The organism is Pelosinus sp. UFO1, from assembly GCF_000725345.1.
Lineage (GTDB): Bacteria > Bacillota > Negativicutes > DSM-13327 > DSM-13327 > Pelosinus.
Genome location: NZ_CP008852.1, coordinates 1 through 16,515 on the forward strand (window position 1 = coordinate 1; position 16,515 = coordinate 16,515).

The window sequence follows — 16,515 nt, forward strand, 5'->3', positions numbered from 1 at the left end:
TTATTGGAGAGTTTGATCCTGGCTCAGGACGAACGCTGGCGGCGTGCCTAACACATGCAAGTCGAACGGAGATTTCAGCAATGGAATCTTAGTGGCGAACGGTGAGTAACGCGTAGACAACCTACCTTCTAGATGGGAACAACACTGCGAAAGTGGTGCTAATACCGAATGTTGTATTTTAGATGCATATTTAAGATACTAAAGGTGGCCTCTATTTATAAGCTACCACTAGAAGATGGGTCTGCGTCTGATTAGCTAGTTGGTGAGGTAATGGCTCACCAAGGCGACGATCAGTAGCCGGTCTGAGAGGATGAACGGCCACACTGGGCTGAGACACGGCCCAGACTCCTACGGGAGGCAGCAGTGGGGAATCTTCCGCAATGGACGAAAGTCTGACGGAGCAACGCCGCGTGAGTGAAGAAGGTTTTCGGATCGTAAAACTCTGTTTTCAGGGACGAATGTGCGATATGTGAATAATGTGTTGTAATGACGGTACCTGACAAGAAAGCCACGGCTAACTACGTGCCAGCAGCGCGGTAATACGTAGGTGGCAAGCGTTGTCCGGAATTATTGGGCGTAAAGCGCGCGCAGGTGGGATAATAAGTCTGATGTTAAAGTTCGGGGCTCAACCCCGTGAAGCATTTGGATACTGTTATTCTTGAGTGCAGGAGAGGAAAGTGAATTCCTAGTGTAGCGGTGAAATGCGTAGATATTAGGAGGAACACCAGTGGCGAAGGCGACTTTCTGGACTGTGTCTGACACTGAGGCGCGAAAGCCAGGGTAGTGAACGGGATTAGATACCCCGGTAATCCTGGCCGTAAACGATGGGTACTAGGTGTTGGGGGTATCGACCCCTCCAGTGCCGGAGTTAACGCAATAAGTACCCCGCCTGGGGAGTACGGCCGCAAGGTTGAAACTCAAAGGAATTGACGGGGCCCGCACAAGCGGTGGGAGTATGTGGTTTAATTCGACGCAACGCGAAGAACCTTACCAAGGCTTGACATCGTCTGATGACTCTAGAGATAGAGAGTTCTCCTTCGGGAGACAGATAGACAGGTGGTGCATGGCTGTCGTCAGCTCGTGTCGTGAGATGTTGGGTTAAGTCCCGCAACGAGCGCAACCCTTATCCTATGTTGCCAGCACGTAATGTGGGAACTCATGGGAGACTGCCGTGGATAACACGGAGGAAGGTGGGGATGACGTCAAGTCATCATGCCCCTTATGTCTTGGGCTACACACGTACTACAATGGGCTTTAATAGAGGGTAGCGAGCCGCGAGGTGAAGCCAAACCCAAAAACAAGCTCTCAGTTCGGATTGCAGGCTGCAACTCGCCTGCATGAAGTCGGAATCGCTAGTAATCGCAGATCAGCATGCTGCGGTGAATACGTTCCCGGGCCTTGTACACACCGCCCGTCACACCACGAAAGTTGAGAGCACCCGAAGCCGGTGAGGTAACCAGCAATGGAAACCAGCCGTCGAAGGTGAGATCAGTGATTGGGGTGAAGTCGTAACAAGGTAGCCGTATCGAAGGTGCGGCTGGATCACCTCCTTTCTATGGAGATTTGAATCATTGAAATACATGGTTCTAATCCAAGGTCGACACATCTGGTTGTTCATCTACTTACATTGCTTAGTTTTGAGGGAATACCTCAAATGGCCCTATAGCTCAGCTGGTTAGAGCGCACGCCTGATAAGCGTGAGGTCAATGGTTCGAGTCCATTTAGGCCCACCATTATTTTGTTGTTTTGATTCGAGGTAACTCGGATTTTTTTAAACGAAAAATGGATTTTAACATGGGGAATTAGCTCAGCTGGGAGAGCACCTGCCTTGCACGCAGGGGGTCAACGGTTCGATCCCGTTATTCTCCACCATCTACTTTTATGTTCTTTGAAAACTGCACAGAAGAAAGCAAAGTAATAATTCTAATAGCAATATTAGGGTGATTACCGAGCATGTTAGGATTTTTTTTGAAACATGTATATTCGTTATTGAATATACCACCAACCAAAGGTTGGCAAGAAATAGTTAGATGCTAGGAGCGACGAGGACATGAAATGAGTCGTACGACTGTACGTCGAATGGAATGCCCGCAGAAGCGACAACGCAGATGACTGTTTATTGACAGCCGACTGTTAGTGAGACATAAGTCAAGCTAATAAGGGCATACGGTGGATGCCTTGGCGCCAAGAGCCGATGAAGGACGCGGTAAGCTGCGAAAAGTCATGGGGAGTCGCAAGCAGGCTTTGATCCATGAATCTCCGAATGGGGAAACCCAACAGTGGTAATGCACTGTTACCCATACCTGAGAGTATGAGGAGGGCACCTGGGGAACTGAAACATCTAAGTACCCAGAGGAAAAGTAATCAAGTGAGATTCCCTAAGTAGCGGCGAGCGAACGGGGAAGAGCCCAAACCGAGTCAGTTTACTGATTCGGGGTTGAGGACCGGCATAATTCGAGTCAGGCTTAGTCGAACTACCTGGAAAGGTAGACCATAGGGGGTAACAGTCCCGTAGGCGAAAAGCAGAGCAAGATGGCCGAGTTCCAGAGTACCACGAGACACGTGAAACCTTGTGGGAAGCAGGGGGGACCACCCTCCAAGGCAAAATACTCCTTGGCGACCGATAGCGTATAGTACCGTGAGGGAAAGGTGAAAAGCACCCCGGGAGGGGAGTGAAAAAGAACCTGAAACCGTATGTCTACAAGCAGTTGAAGACCCTTATGTGGTCAACAGCGTGCCTATTGAAGAATGAACCGGCGAGTTACAGTAACTAGCGAGGTTAAGCAGAAGATGTGGAGCCGCAGCGAAAGCGAGTCTTAATAGGGCGAATAGTTAGTTGTTGTAGACCCGAAACCGCAGTGATCTATCCATGGCCAGGTTGAAGCGCAGGTAAAATTGCGTGGAGGACCGAACTCGTGAACGTTGAAAAGTTTTGAGATGAGTTGTGGATAGGGGTGAAATGCCAATCGAACGCGGAGATAGCTGGTTCTCCCCGAAATAGCTTTAGGGCTAGCCTCAAGAAATAAGTACAGACGGTAGAGCTCTGATTGGGCTAGGGGCCTTATAGGTTACCGAACTCTGTCAAACTGCGAATGGCTGTACTCGGACCTTGGGAGTCAGACTGCGAGTGATAAGACCCGTAGTCAAGAGGGAAACAGCCCAGACCATCAGCTAAGGTCCCAAATGCCGTACTAAGTGGCAAAGGATGTGGAACTTCAGAAACAACCAGGATGTTGGCTTAGAAGCAGCCACCATTTAAAGAGTGCGTAATAGCTCACTGGTCGAGAGGTTTTGCGCCGAAGATGTCCGGGGCTAAAGTACGGAACCGAAGCTATGGATTTGTACCTTTGGTACAAGTGGTAGGGGAGCGTTCTATACGCTTTGAAGCAGTACCGTAAGGAGCTGTGGAGTATATAGAAGTGAGAATGCCGGTATGAGTAGCGAAAAGACAAGTGAGAATCTTGTCCACCGAAAGCCTAAGGTTTCCTGAGCAACGCTCGTCGTCTCAGGGTAAGTCGGGGCCTAAGCCGAGGCGTAAATGCGTAGGCGATGGACAACTGGCAAACATTCCAGTACCACCCACATCCGTTTGAGTGATGGAGTGACACAGAAGGGTAAGTAATCGCATGAATGGAAGAAATGCGTCTAAGCTTGTAGGGTGTTTAGTAGGCAAATCCGCTAAACGTATAGCCTGAGGAGTGACGGGGAGTTGCTAGCGATAGCGATGAACTTACTGATCCCACACTGTCAAGAAAAGCTTCTAGCGAGGCTGTGGGTGCCCGTACCGCAAACCGACACAGGTAGGCGGGGAGAGAATCCTAAGGTGCGCGGGAAAACCCTCGTTAAGGAACTCGGCAAAATGTCCCCGTAACTTCGGGAGAAGGGGAGCCCTTTTAGGTGATTACCCTTGCGGTATGAGCTAAAGAGGGTCGCAGAAAAGAGGCCCAAGCGACTGTTTACCACAAACACAGGTGCCTGCTAAAGCGAAAGCTGACGTATAGGTGCTGACACCTGCCCGGTGCTGGAAGGTTAAGGGGAGTGCTTAGAAGCAATTCGAAGGTGTGAACTGAAGCCCCAGTAAACGGCGGCCGTAACTATAACGGTCCTAAGGTAGCGAAATTCCTTGTCGGGTAAGTTCCGACCCGCACGAAAGGTGTAACGACTTGGGCACTGTCTCAACGAGGGACCCGGTGAAATTGAAATACCTGTGAAGATGCAGGTTACCCGCGACTGGACAGAAAGACCCCATGGAGCTTTACTGTAGCCTGACATTGAATTTTGGTAAATGATGTACAGGATAGGTGGGAGACTGCGAGATATGTACGCTAGTATGTATGGAGTCATTGTTGGGATACCACCCTTTATTTACTGGAATTCTAACTTTAATAGTAACGACATTAAGGACAGTGTCAGGTGGGCAGTTTGACTGGGGCGGTCGCCTCCGAAAATGTAACGGAGGCGCTCAAAGGTTCCCTCAGCGCGGCCAGAAATCGCGCGAAGAGTGCAAAGGCAGAAGGGAGCTTGACTGCGAGACGTACAGGTCGAGCAGGGACGAAAGTCGGACTTAGTGATCCGGTGGTACCGCGTGGAAGGGCCATCGCTCAACGGATAAAAGCTACCCTGGGGATAACAGGCTAATCTCTCCCAAGAGTCCATATCGACGGGGAGGTTTGGCACCTCGATGTCGGCTCATCACATCCTGGGGCTGTAGTAGGTCCCAAGGGTTGGGCTGTTCGCCCATTAAAGTGGTACGTGAGCTGGGTTCAGAACGTCGTGAGACAGTTCGGTCCCTATCCATCGCGGGCGCAAGAGACTTGAAGGGAACTGCTCCTAGTACGAGAGGACCGGAGTGGACGAACCAATGGTGTACCAGTTATCCCGCCAGGGGTACAGCTGGGTAGCTACGTTCGGAAAGGATAAACGCTGAAAGCATCTAAGCGTGAAACCAGCCTTAAGATGAGGTCTCTCATAGCGTAAGCTAGTAAGTCCCCTTGTAGATGACAAGGTTGATAGGCCAGGTGTGTAAGTCCAGCAATGGATTCAGCTGACTGGTACTAATAGGACGAGGGCTTGACTTAATTTAGTTAGTAGCGTAGCTACTAACGACTAACATGCAGTCTTTCTTCTGTGAAGTTTTGAAGGAACATATGAAAATATGTACTTCTTTAAAAACTTTAATCCGGTGACGATAGCTAAGGGGTTCCACCTGTTCCCATACCGAACACAGTAGTTAAGCCCTTATACGCCGAAAGTACTTGGTTGGAAACGGCCTGGGAGGATAGGTAGTTGCCGGTTAGAGCACTCATTCTTAGTGAGTGCTCTATTATTTTCTCTAAATAGTACTTGACATAACGTGTGACTTGATGTTATACTAAGTAAGTTGTCAGCGAGGCTGGCAATAAGTACTAAAAGAATTATGTTGACATGGTGAATAAAACTGTGTTATACTAATATTCCGGTTGCGAAAGCGACCATGTGTTCCTTGAAAACTAAACAATGTAAGTAAGATTAAAATAAGCCAGATGTGCGGTACTCGTTTGAGTACAAAACAAAGTTAGTCCACTTCGGTGAGATTAACAAAACTAGTTTTTTAAAGAGCCATCAAGGTTCTCTAATATAATTTATTGGAGAGTTTGATCCTGGCTCAGGACGAACGCTGGCGGCGTGCCTAACACATGCAAGTCGAACGGAGATTTCAGCAATGGAATCTTAGTGGCGAACGGGTGAGTAACGCGTAGACAACCTACCTTCTAGATGGGGACAACACTGCGAAAGTGGTGCTAATACCGAATGTTGTATTTTAGATGCATATTTAAGATACTAAAGGTGGCCTCTATTTATAAGCTACCACTAGAAGATGGGTCTGCGTCTGATTAGCTAGTTGGTGAGGTAATGGCTCACCAAGGCGACGATCAGTAGCCGGTCTGAGAGGATGAACGGCCACACTGGGACTGAGACACGGCCCAGACTCCTACGGGAGGCAGCAGTGGGGAATCTTCCGCAATGGACGAAAGTCTGACGGAGCAACGCCGCGTGAGTGAAGAAGGTTTTCGGATCGTAAAACTCTGTTTTCAGGGACGAATGTGCGATATGTGAATAATGTGTTGTAATGACGGTACCTGACAAGAAAGCCACGGCTAACTACGTGCCAGCAGCCGCGGTAATACGTAGGTGGCAAGCGTTGTCCGGAATTATTGGGCGTAAAGCGCGCGCAGGTGGGATAATAAGTCTGATGTTAAAGTTCGGGGCTCAACCCCGTGAAGCATTTGGATACTGTTATTCTTGAGTGCAGGAGAGGAAAGTGGAATTCCTAGTGTAGCGGTGAAATGCGTAGATATTAGGAGGAACACCAGTGGCGAAGGCGACTTTCTGGACTGTGTCTGACACTGAGGCGCGAAAGCCAGGGTAGTGAACGGGATTAGATACCCCGGTAATCCTGGCCGTAAACGATGGGTACTAGGTGTTGGGGGTATCGACCCCTCCAGTGCCGGAGTTAACGCAATAAGTACCCCGCCTGGGGAGTACGGCCGCAAGGTTGAAACTCAAAGGAATTGACGGGGGCCCGCACAAGCGGTGGAGTATGTGGTTTAATTCGACGCAACGCGAAGAACCTTACCAAGGCTTGACATCGTCTGATGCTCCTAGAGATAGGAAGTTCTCCTTCGGGAGACAGATAGACAGGTGGTGCATGGCTGTCGTCAGCTCGTGTCGTGAGATGTTGGGTTAAGTCCCGCAACGAGCGCAACCCTTATCCTATGTTGCCAGCGCGTAATGGCGGGAACTCATGGGAGACTGCCGTGGATAACACGGAGGAAGGTGGGGATGACGTCAAGTCATCATGCCCCTTATGTCTTGGGCTACACACGTACTACAATGGGCTTTAATAGAGGGTAGCGAAGCCGCGAGGTGAAGCCAAACCCAAAAACAAGCTCTCAGTTCGGATTGCAGGCTGCAACTCGCCTGCATGAAGTCGGAATCGCTAGTAATCGCAGATCAGCATGCTGCGGTGAATACGTTCCCGGGCCTTGTACACACCGCCCGTCACACCACGAAAGTTGAGAGCACCCGAAGCCGGTGAGGTAACCAGCAATGGAACCAGCCGTCGAAGGTGAGATCAGTGATTGGGGTGAAGTCGTAACAAGGTAGCCGTATCGGAAGGTGCGGCTGGATCACCTCCTTTCTATGGAGATTTGAATCATTGAAATACATGGTTCTAATCCAAGGTCGACACATCTGGTTGTTCATCTACTTACATTGCTTAGTTTTGAGGGAATACGTCCTTGTTGCTACAAGAAATTGTAGTGATAGGAAATGTAGTACCTTATATGTTCTTTGAAAACTGCACAGAAGAAAGCAAAGTAATAATTCTAATAGCAATATTAGGGTGATTACCGAGCATGTTAGGATTTTTTAAAAAACGTATGATCCTTTGGGATTGTACACCACTAATGATTGTTCATTTATGAGCAGTCGATTAGCAAGACATAAGTCAAGCTAATAAGGGCATACGGTGGATGCCTTGGCGCCAAGAGCCGATGAAGGACGGGGTAAGCTCCGATAAGCTAGGGGGAATCGCAAGCAGGTTTTGATCCCTAGATTTCCGAATGGGGAAACCCAACAGTGGTAATGCACTGTTACCCATACCTGAGAGTATGAGGAGGGCACCTGGGGAACTGAAACATCTAAGTACCCAGAGGAAAAGTAATCAAGTGAGATTCCCTAAGTAGCGGCGAGCGAACGGGGAAGAGCCCAAACCGAGTCAGTTTACTGATTCGGGGTTGAGGACCGGCATAATTCGAGTCAGGCTTAGTCGAACTACCTGGAAAGGTAGACCATAGGGGGTAACAGTCCCGTAGACGAAAAGCAGAGCAAGATGGCCGAGTTCCAGAGTACCACGAGACACGTGAAACCTTGTGGGAAGCAGGGGGGACCACCCTCCAAGGCAAAATACTCCTTGGCGACCGATAGCGTATAGTACCGTGAGGGAAAGGTGAAAAGCACCCCGGGAGGGGAGTGAAAAAGAACCTGAAACCGTATGTCTACAAGCAGTTGAAGACCCTTATGTGGTCAACAGCGTGCCTATTGAAGAATGAACCGGCGAGTTACAGTAACTAGCGAGGTTAAGCAGAAGATGTGGAGCCGCAGCGAAAGCGAGTCTTAATAGGGCGAATAGTTAGTTGTTGTAGACCCGAAACCGCAGTGATCTATCCATGGCCAGGTTGAAGCGCAGGTAAAATTGCGTGGAGGACCGAACTCGTGAACGTTGAAAAGTTTTGAGATGAGTTGTGGATAGGGGTGAAATGCCAATCGAACGCGGAGATAGCTGGTTCTCCCCGAAATAGCTTTAGGGCTAGCCTCAAGAAATAAGTACAGACGGTAGAGCTCTGATTGGGCTAGGGGCCTTATAGGTTACCGAACTCTGTCAAACTGCGAATGGCTGTACTCGGACCTTGGGAGTCAGACTGCGAGTGATAAGACCCGTAGTCAAGAGGGAAACAGCCCAGACCATCAGCTAAGGTCCCAAATGCCGTACTAAGTGGCAAAGGATGTGGAACTTCAGAAACAACCAGGATGTTGGCTTAGAAGCAGCCACCATTTAAAGAGTGCGTAATAGCTCACTGGTCGAGAGGTTTTGCGCCGAAGATGTCCGGGGCTAAAGTACGGAACCGAAGCTATGGATTTGTAACTTTGTTACAAGTGGTAGGGGAGCGTTCTATACGCTTTGAAGCAGTACCGTAAGGAGCTGTGGAGTATATAGAAGTGAGAATGCCGGTATGAGTAGCGAAAAGACAAGTGAGAATCTTGTCCACCGAAAGCCTAAGGTTTCCTGAGCAACGCTCGTCGTCTCAGGGTAAGTCGGGGCCTAAGCCGAGGCGTAAATGCGTAGGCGATGGACAACTGGCAAACATTCCAGTACCACCCACATCCGTTTGAGTGATGGAGTGACACAGAAGGGTAAGTAATCGCATGAATGGAAGAAATGCGTCTAAGCTTGTAGGGTGTTTAGTAGGCAAATCCGCTAAACGTATAGCCTGAGGAGTGACGGGGAGTTGCTAGCGATAGCGATGAACTTACTGATCCCACACTGTCAAGAAAAGCTTCTAGCGAGGCTGTGGGTGCCCGTACCGCAAACCGACACAGGTAGGCGGGGAGAGAATCCTAAGGTGCGCGGGAAAACCCTCGTTAAGGAACTCGGCAAAATGTCCCCGTAACTTCGGGAGAAGGGGAGCCCTTTTAGGTGATTACCCTTGCGGTATGAGCTAAAGAGGGTCGCAGAAAAGAGGCCCAAGCGACTGTTTACCACAAACACAGGTGCCTGCTAAAGCGAAAGCTGACGTATAGGTGCTGACACCTGCCCGGTGCTGGAAGGTTAAGGGGAGTGCTTAGAAGCAATTCGAAGGTGTGAACTGAAGCCCCAGTAAACGGCGGCCGTAACTATAACGGTCCTAAGGTAGCGAAATTCCTTGTCGGGTAAGTTCCGACCCGCACGAAAGGTGTAACGACTTGGGCACTGTCTCAACGAGGGACCCGGTGAAATTGAAATACCTGTGAAGATGCAGGTTACCCGCGACTGGACAGAAAGACCCCATGGAGCTTTACTGTAGCCTGACATTGAATTTTGGTAAATGATGTACAGGATAGGTGGGAGACTGCGAGATATGTACGCTAGTATGTATGGAGTCATTGTTGGGATACCACCCTTTATTTACTGGAATTCTAACTTTAATAGTAACGACATTAAGGACAGTGTCAGGTGGGCAGTTTGACTGGGGCGGTCGCCTCCGAAAATGTAACGGAGGCGCTCAAAGGTTCCCTCAGCGCGGCCAGAAATCGCGCGAAGAGTGCAAAGGCAGAAGGGAGCTTGACTGCGAGACGTACAGGTCGAGCAGGGACGAAAGTCGGACTTAGTGATCCGGTGGTACCGCGTGGAAGGGCCATCGCTCAACGGATAAAAGCTACCCTGGGGATAACAGGCTAATCTCTCCCAAGAGTCCATATCGACGGGGAGGTTTGGCACCTCGATGTCGGCTCATCACATCCTGGGGCTGTAGTAGGTCCCAAGGGTTGGGCTGTTCGCCCATTAAAGTGGTACGTGAGCTGGGTTCAGAACGTCGTGAGACAGTTCGGTCCCTATCCATCGCGGGCGCAAGAGACTTGAAGGGAACTGCTCCTAGTACGAGAGGACCGGAGTGGACGAACCAATGGTGTACCAGTTATCCCGCCAGGGGTACAGCTGGGTAGCTACGTTCGGAAAGGATAAACGCTGAAAGCATCTAAGCGTGAAACCAGCCTTAAGATGAGGTCTCTCATAGCGTAAGCTAGTAAGTCCCCTTGTAGATGACAAGGTTGATAGGCCAGGTGTGTAAGTCCAGCAATGGATTCAGCTGACTGGTACTAATAGGACGAGGGCTTGACTTAATTTAGTTAGTAGCGCAGCTACTAACGACTAACATGCAGTCTTTCTTCTGTGAAGTTTTGAAGGAACATATGAAAATATGTACTTCTAAAATCCAGTGGCGATAGCTAAGGGGTTCCACCTGTTCCCATACCGAACACAGTAGTTAAGCCCTTATACGCCGAAAGTACTTGGTTGGAAACGGCCTGGGAGGATAGGTAGTTGCTGGTTATATGGAAAAGCACTCACTTTTGTGAGTGCTTTTTTTATTGGCAAATGAATATTGTGTTGGTATTGTTGGTCGCGCCAGCTTCATATTATTAACGCTTCGCCATTAGCATTTAACCTCCCCTTATAATAACATGAAGCTGGCGCTTAGTCCGAACTTTATATTAAGATATAATGGCTGAATAAAGGTAATAAGCACTATAAATTTCAAAGAAGAAATTAGGGAATAATAAAGGTTTTAGGTATGAAAATAACGAAATATATAGTTTCTAGCGATTCTAGTTAATAATGAGACTAGATGTAATTGTCTTATGAAATAATAGATATTATAGTTGTGATTGTCTACTGAATATGGAATTTCATATTTTACGGGGATTAAAGTGACGAATACTTAGTGGAACTAATGAGCAAATTTGGGCGGCAATAAACAGCATTAATTAAGGCATAGGCTATAGTAAGGAGCAGGAAGGGGCTTACATGAAAAAGAAATTATCAATAGTATTAACAATACTTGTTATGATTAGTTTACTAGTTTTCGGATATTTACGGAATCATAATGTATCGGCTGCACAACCATATAAGGAAACCCAATTTCTTATGGATACTATTGTGGAAATTACAGCATATGGCCCAGGGGCAGAGGAAGCAGTTAAGGCAGCATTTGCGGAATTTCAACGATTACATACGATTACAAATAATTTTGATGAGAATAGTCAAGTATCAAAGATTAATCAAATGGCCGGCAAAGCTAAAGTAACTGTTGATCCAGATTTAGTTTATATTATAAAGTTTTCTCAAGAGGTATCTGATAAACTAGCAGACTCCTTTGATATGACAATTGGCCCATTAACTAAGTTATGGGGTATCGGTCATAAAGGGGAATTCGTTCCAAGTCAGGCTGAAATTGAAGCAGTGTTGCCTTTGGTGAATTATCATTTGGTAGAGGTGGATACCATTGAAAATACTGTATATTTGCCTAAAGAAGGTATGATGCTGGATTTGGGCGGAATTGCTAAAGGGTATGCAACAGATAAGGCAATTGAAGTATTGAAGGCAAAAGGAATTACATCTGCGTTGGTGAATGCTGGAGGAGATGTACGAGTAATCGGCAATAAGCCTGATGGCAAACCATGGAGAATTGGTATACAAAACCCTCGAGAGACAGAAGGAATTAGTGCAAAGTTAGCCTTAACGGATTGGGATACAATGGAGACCTCTGGTGATTATCAGAGATTTATTATAAAAAGCGGCATAAGATACTCTCATATTCTTAATCCTCGGACTGGATGGCAACCTAGGGAGGTCGCTAGCGTGACCATGGTCAATAATAGCTCAACCTATGGTGATATATTGAGTAAACCTATTTTTGTATTAGGTGTTGAGAAAGGACTAGAAATATTAAAACAGTTTCCTGGTAATGAGGCTGTAATTGTAACTATGGAGGGGAAAATTATTGTTACCCCTGGTCTTGAGGGCAAGATTGAATTACCATTAGAATCAGATAAAAAGCAACCGGAAACTAAGCCTTAGCTTATTCGGAAGGTGGAGTATGAAATACTGTGAATAAAAATAAATTGCCCAGTTGGTTAACAGCTACCTCGTACGCTAAGCTGCCAATTGTACAGTCTTCTTGGCATAGGGGGGATTATCTAGAAAAAACTCTAGATAATATTGGCCAGGTAATGGCTGAAGATATGTATCAAGATGTCGTTGCTAATCGTTCTAGATTGTTGCAAAGAATTCATCCAATTATTAAAATTATTGGGTGCACTGCATTGCTTATTTTAGTTGCCATATCCCATAATTTTTTATTCTTAGCAGGCATTCATCTTTTTACCTTAGCTATACTATTAATGTCTGGTATTAATATACTTGATTATATAAAGCGGGTATGGATACCCGCTTTTATTTTTTCTGGTATTATGATGTTGCCAGCAATAAGCAGTTGGATAACACCTGGAGATGAATTGCTGGTTATTTATCATTCGTGGTATTGGCATATAGGCGGATTTTCTTTGCCAGAGAAAATGATAATAACTAAGCAGGGGGTAAGAGCGGCCAGTTTTGTATTTATGCGAACTGCGACATCTTTAGCAATAATGGTCGCTCTTGTGAAAACTACACAATGGAATATTCTAACCAAGTCTTTAAGTAAATTAGGTGTACCTAGTGTGTTTGTAATGGTGCTTGATTTAACGTATCGTTATTTATTCTTATTTCTATTGTTGCTAAGTGATTTTATTTTTGGACGAAAAAGTCGTTTAGTAGGTAAAGAAGGGCCACTGAGCCAATGGGAATGGATTGGTGGAGCAGTTGGTGGATTTTTTCGGATGTCCTTAGAATACAGTGGAGAAGTGTCAGCAGCTATGATTGCTCGTGGGTATAATGGAGAAAATAAGCAAAGGTTAGATAAATCTGTTCGTTTACTGGATCTTTGCTTCTTGTGTGTAATTCTGGGCTTATGTATTTTATCTGGGATGCTGTAAAGTGATTACTAAGACATCTTGTGTAAAGTCAATGAGAGGAGCTGAGGGCTATTGTTATTTAATTTAAAAGATATAAGATATTGTTATCAAAGAGAAAAAGCGGCAATAGATGGGGTTTCTTTAGAAATTGATGCAGGGGAACAGATTGTGTTACTTGGACCAAACGGGTGTGGTAAATCTACTTTGCAGAAGGTAATCGCAGGATTAATCTTTCCGAGCCAAGGAGAGTTCTGGGCTTACAATACTAAAATTACAAAAAACAAGATGCAGGATAAGAACTTTGCAGCTGCATATCGACAAAAAATTGGTTTTGTTTTTCAAAATTCGGATGTGCAGCTTTTTTGTGCTAGCGTATTAGATGAAGTTATGTTTGGCCCATTGGCCATGGGACTTTCCTTTGACAAAGCAAAGAAGCAGGCAGAAGAGATCTTAGATTGTATTGGTATTACTTCATTAAAAGATCGATTACCTCATCACTTAAGTGGAGGAGAAAAGAAAAAAGTCGCCTTCGCCGCTGTGCTAGTTGTAAATCCAGAAGTATTAATTTTAGACGAACCAACAAATGGTCTCGACCCCAAAACCCAACGATGGATGAGAGGTATGCTTCGTCAGTTAAATGAATCTGGTAAAACGATTATTATTGCGACGCACCAGCTTGAATTAGTCCCAGACTTAGCAAAGCGAGTCGTTGTAATTGGTGATGGGCATACAATAATGGCCGATGATAAACCAGCCATTATTTTAGCAAATCAGGAGTTACTTTTAGCCGCTAATATTATTGATCAAGATCAACACGTGCATTTACACGGACAGTTACAACATGTGCATGTACATCGCCATGAATAGAATTAGGAGAATGATGTGGTAATGAAAGAATTCTGTGACAAACTTTCAGCTGCCTTAGCAGTTGCTATAGACAATAAAGGCAGCTACAATGAGTACTTTTCTGCATCTGTTTTGGTGCCCTTAGTATGGGACAATGGTGAAATTGCCGTACTTTTTGAAGTTCGATCCACCCAATTGTCCTGGCAACCTGGGGAGATCTGTTTTCCCGGTGGTCGCATTGAAAAAAACGATAAAAATCCCCTCTTTGCAGCTGTGCGTGAGACACAAGAAGAGCTTGCCCTGTCTAAGGATGATATACAGGTTTTAGGCTCACTTGAGGAAATACTTAGTCCCATTGGAGTTCGCCTACATCCCTATGTAGGATACCTTTCTCCCAAGCATTTAATTACCCCCAATGAAGGTGAGGTCGCAGAAGTCTTTACTGTGCCTTTGGAATATCTTATAAACTATGATCCTATGATTGGACATATGGAAATGGGTACTAGACCCTTAGAAGATTTTCCTTTTGCCTTAGTACCAGGGTATTCACAGGAGTGGCGGGTTCGCAAGAAGTATCAAGTATTATTTTATAAATATAAAGAGCATGTTATCTGGGGGTTGACGGCGCAAGTCCTAAAACGGTTTTTAGATGTATGTAAAAAAATAGGCAGTGAGGAAAAATAAAAATCCCCCTTATTATAAGGGGGATTTGTTTAGTTACTTTTTAGAAACTTTCAGCGATACGCCAAGCCTGTCCATGAATTACTTGGTTGTAGATCTCAGTAATGGTTTGAAATATGGTAGATCGTTTTACAGTTTGTTTTTTAGTAAGTAGGGAAAATTTAAACCAGTGACCTTCTCGGGAAAGCTGATAAATCGTGTTGTTGATTTCTAGACGAATGGCCTTACTAGGGGCTTTGCCTAAGGCATCCTCAAGCATTTTTACAGCATAGCCGTCAAGTGGAGGCATGGCAGTTATTACAGTTTCCTTTTTCAATATCAACACACTCCCTTTACTACTTGAATGAAATGTAGTTGCAAGCATTATACCACTTAGTGAAGAAAAAGTGTAATGGCTTTTTGGTAAAAAAATAGGGATAATTGGCTTTGTAACCTATTAACAGATAAGTGGCTACTTTATTTGCAAAATTCTGTTTTATTTTTGAAATAGAATCATATAAGAAAAAGCTTCAATAATTGTGTACAAAATACAGAAAATAACAGTAAAATGGTAGATTTTTCATGTTATAGCTGGTATACTAAAGTAGTTTTAAAGGGTGTATCCCATCGGGAGACATTAAGATAAAAAAGGGGAGGAATTACATTGGAGAAAAACAAAAAGGGTATAGGGTTAACTACTCAAATTTTTATTGCTCTTGTTTTAGGTGTTGTTTTCGGCTATGTTTTCCCTACGTATGGACAAGCATTGAAGCCAGTTGGTGATGCATTTATTCGTATGATTAAGATGATCGTTGTACCTCTGATTTTTAGTTCTTTAATTATGGGGATTGCCGGAACTGGTGACTTTAAAAAATTGGGACGCTTAGGGGCTAAAGCAATTATTTGGTTTGAAGTTGCAACTACATTGGCTTTGTTTGTTGGTTTACTTGTTGCAAATACTTTCCAACCTGGTGTAGGTGTCGCTCTTGCAACTGGTGCTGATGTTAGCACAGCTGCCGCAGCAGCGAAGAAAACAATTAGTATGGTAGATATGTTCGTTAATATTGTACCTACTAATGTTGTTGATGCTATGGGGCGTGGCGATATGCTCCAAATCATTTTATTCTCTACTTTCTTTGGCGTAGCAGCCGCTCATTTGGGAGCAAAGGGCAAGCCAGTTGTTGACCTTGCGATCAGTGTTGCGGAGATTATGTTCAAATTTACTTGGTATGTAATGAAATTAGCTCCTCTTGGTGTATTTGCTTTAATTTCATTTACCGTTGGTAAATTTGGTTTGGGTATGTTGATTCCTTTGGCAAAACTTATCGGGTCGCTGTATTTTGCCTTAATATTGTTCATAGTTTTACTACTCGCCTGTGCATCTCTCATCATTCGGATGAATTTCTTCCAGTTATTAAGAGCAATTAAGGAACCAATTTTGATTGCTTTCTCCACAGCTTCTAGCGAAGCAGCATTACCGATAGCAATGGAGAAGTTAGAAAAGTTTGGTGTGCCTAAACATATTGTTACTTTTGTATTGCCTACCGGGTATACTTTTAATCTAGATGGTTCTACGTTATATAGTGCGTTGGCAGTTATATTTATTGCCCAAGTTTATAATATTGACTTTCCGATTTCTACGCAGCTAGTTATGTTAGTTACTTTGATGATGTCAACAAAAGGTATTGCAGCAGTACCTGGTGCGTCTCTGATTGTTATCGCAGGTACAGCAGCGGCCTTTGGTTTACCTGTAGAAGGTATTGGTATTATCCTTGGCGTTGACCGGATTCTCGATATGGCTCGGACAGCCTGCAACTTGATTGGCAACTGTGTGGCCGCGGTTGTTGTGGCCCGTTGGGAAAATGAGTTACCTAATGAAGTATTGCAAGTAGCCTATACAAAAAATTACGACGAATAAAT

The 16,515-nt window shown here is 45.3% G+C and carries 6 protein-coding genes, 2 tRNA genes and 6 rRNA genes; 13 read left to right on the forward strand and 1 reads right to left on the reverse strand.

Annotated elements, in window-relative coordinates; translation table 11 throughout:
- The 12 genes from UFO1_RS00005 to UFO1_RS00060 all read left to right on the forward strand — a co-directional run bounded on the left by UFO1_RS00005 (nt 1) and on the right by UFO1_RS00060 (nt 14,619).
- Nucleotides 1–1,553, forward strand: a 16S ribosomal RNA gene (locus UFO1_RS00005).
- 103 nt (nt 1,554–1,656) lie between these two features.
- A tRNA-Ile gene (locus UFO1_RS00010) sits at nt 1,657–1,733 on the forward strand.
- 63 nt (nt 1,734–1,796) lie between these two features.
- Nucleotides 1,797–1,872: transfer RNA gene (locus UFO1_RS00015), tRNA-Ala, on the forward strand.
- A gap of 274 nt (nt 1,873–2,146) precedes the next feature.
- Nucleotides 2,147–5,078, forward strand: a 23S ribosomal RNA gene (locus UFO1_RS00020).
- Between the two features lie 100 nt (nt 5,079–5,178).
- Nucleotides 5,179–5,295, forward strand: a 5S ribosomal RNA gene (gene rrf / locus UFO1_RS00025).
- Nucleotides 5,296–5,621: 326 nt separating this feature from the next.
- Nucleotides 5,622–7,180: ribosomal RNA gene (locus UFO1_RS00030) — 16S ribosomal RNA — on the forward strand.
- A gap of 307 nt (nt 7,181–7,487) precedes the next feature.
- Nucleotides 7,488–10,419, forward strand: a 23S ribosomal RNA gene (locus UFO1_RS00035).
- 91 nt (nt 10,420–10,510) lie between these two features.
- Nucleotides 10,511–10,627: ribosomal RNA gene (gene rrf / locus UFO1_RS00040) — 5S ribosomal RNA — on the forward strand.
- The 16S, 23S and 5S rRNA genes sit together here with 2 tRNA genes alongside, the layout of an rRNA operon.
- Nucleotides 10,628–11,101: 474 nt before the next feature.
- The gene (locus UFO1_RS00045) at nt 11,102–12,154 is read left to right on the forward strand and encodes an FAD:protein FMN transferase (protein WP_038666278.1); all 1,053 of its coding nucleotides are present in this window, start codon (nt 11,102–11,104) and stop codon (nt 12,152–12,154) included.
- A gap of 29 nt (nt 12,155–12,183) precedes the next feature.
- Nucleotides 12,184–13,110, forward strand: coding sequence for a cobalt ECF transporter T component CbiQ (gene cbiQ, locus UFO1_RS00050; protein WP_038666281.1), 927 nt, complete (start codon nt 12,184–12,186; stop codon nt 13,108–13,110).
- Nucleotides 13,111–13,161: 51 nt separating this feature from the next.
- Nucleotides 13,162–13,956, forward strand: coding sequence for an energy-coupling factor ABC transporter ATP-binding protein (locus UFO1_RS00055; protein WP_038666284.1), 795 nt, complete (start codon nt 13,162–13,164; stop codon nt 13,954–13,956).
- 21 nt (nt 13,957–13,977) lie between these two features.
- Nucleotides 13,978–14,619 (forward strand): CoA pyrophosphatase, encoded by a 642-nt coding sequence (locus UFO1_RS00060; protein ID WP_038666287.1) that lies wholly within the window; start codon nt 13,978–13,980, stop codon nt 14,617–14,619.
- A gap of 40 nt (nt 14,620–14,659) precedes the next feature.
- Here the strand turns inward: UFO1_RS00060 and UFO1_RS00065 are convergent, their stop codons facing one another.
- Nucleotides 14,660–14,932 (reverse strand): hypothetical protein, encoded by a 273-nt coding sequence (locus tag UFO1_RS00065; RefSeq protein ID WP_236639296.1) that lies wholly within the window; start codon nt 14,930–14,932, stop codon nt 14,660–14,662.
- A gap of 327 nt (nt 14,933–15,259) precedes the next feature.
- Here UFO1_RS00065 and UFO1_RS00070 point away from each other — a divergent pair, with 327 nt between their 5' ends.
- The gene (locus UFO1_RS00070) at nt 15,260–16,513 is read left to right on the forward strand and encodes a dicarboxylate/amino acid:cation symporter (protein ID WP_038666292.1); all 1,254 of its coding nucleotides are present in this window, start codon (nt 15,260–15,262) and stop codon (nt 16,511–16,513) included.
- Nucleotides 16,514–16,515: the final 2 nt, after the last annotated feature.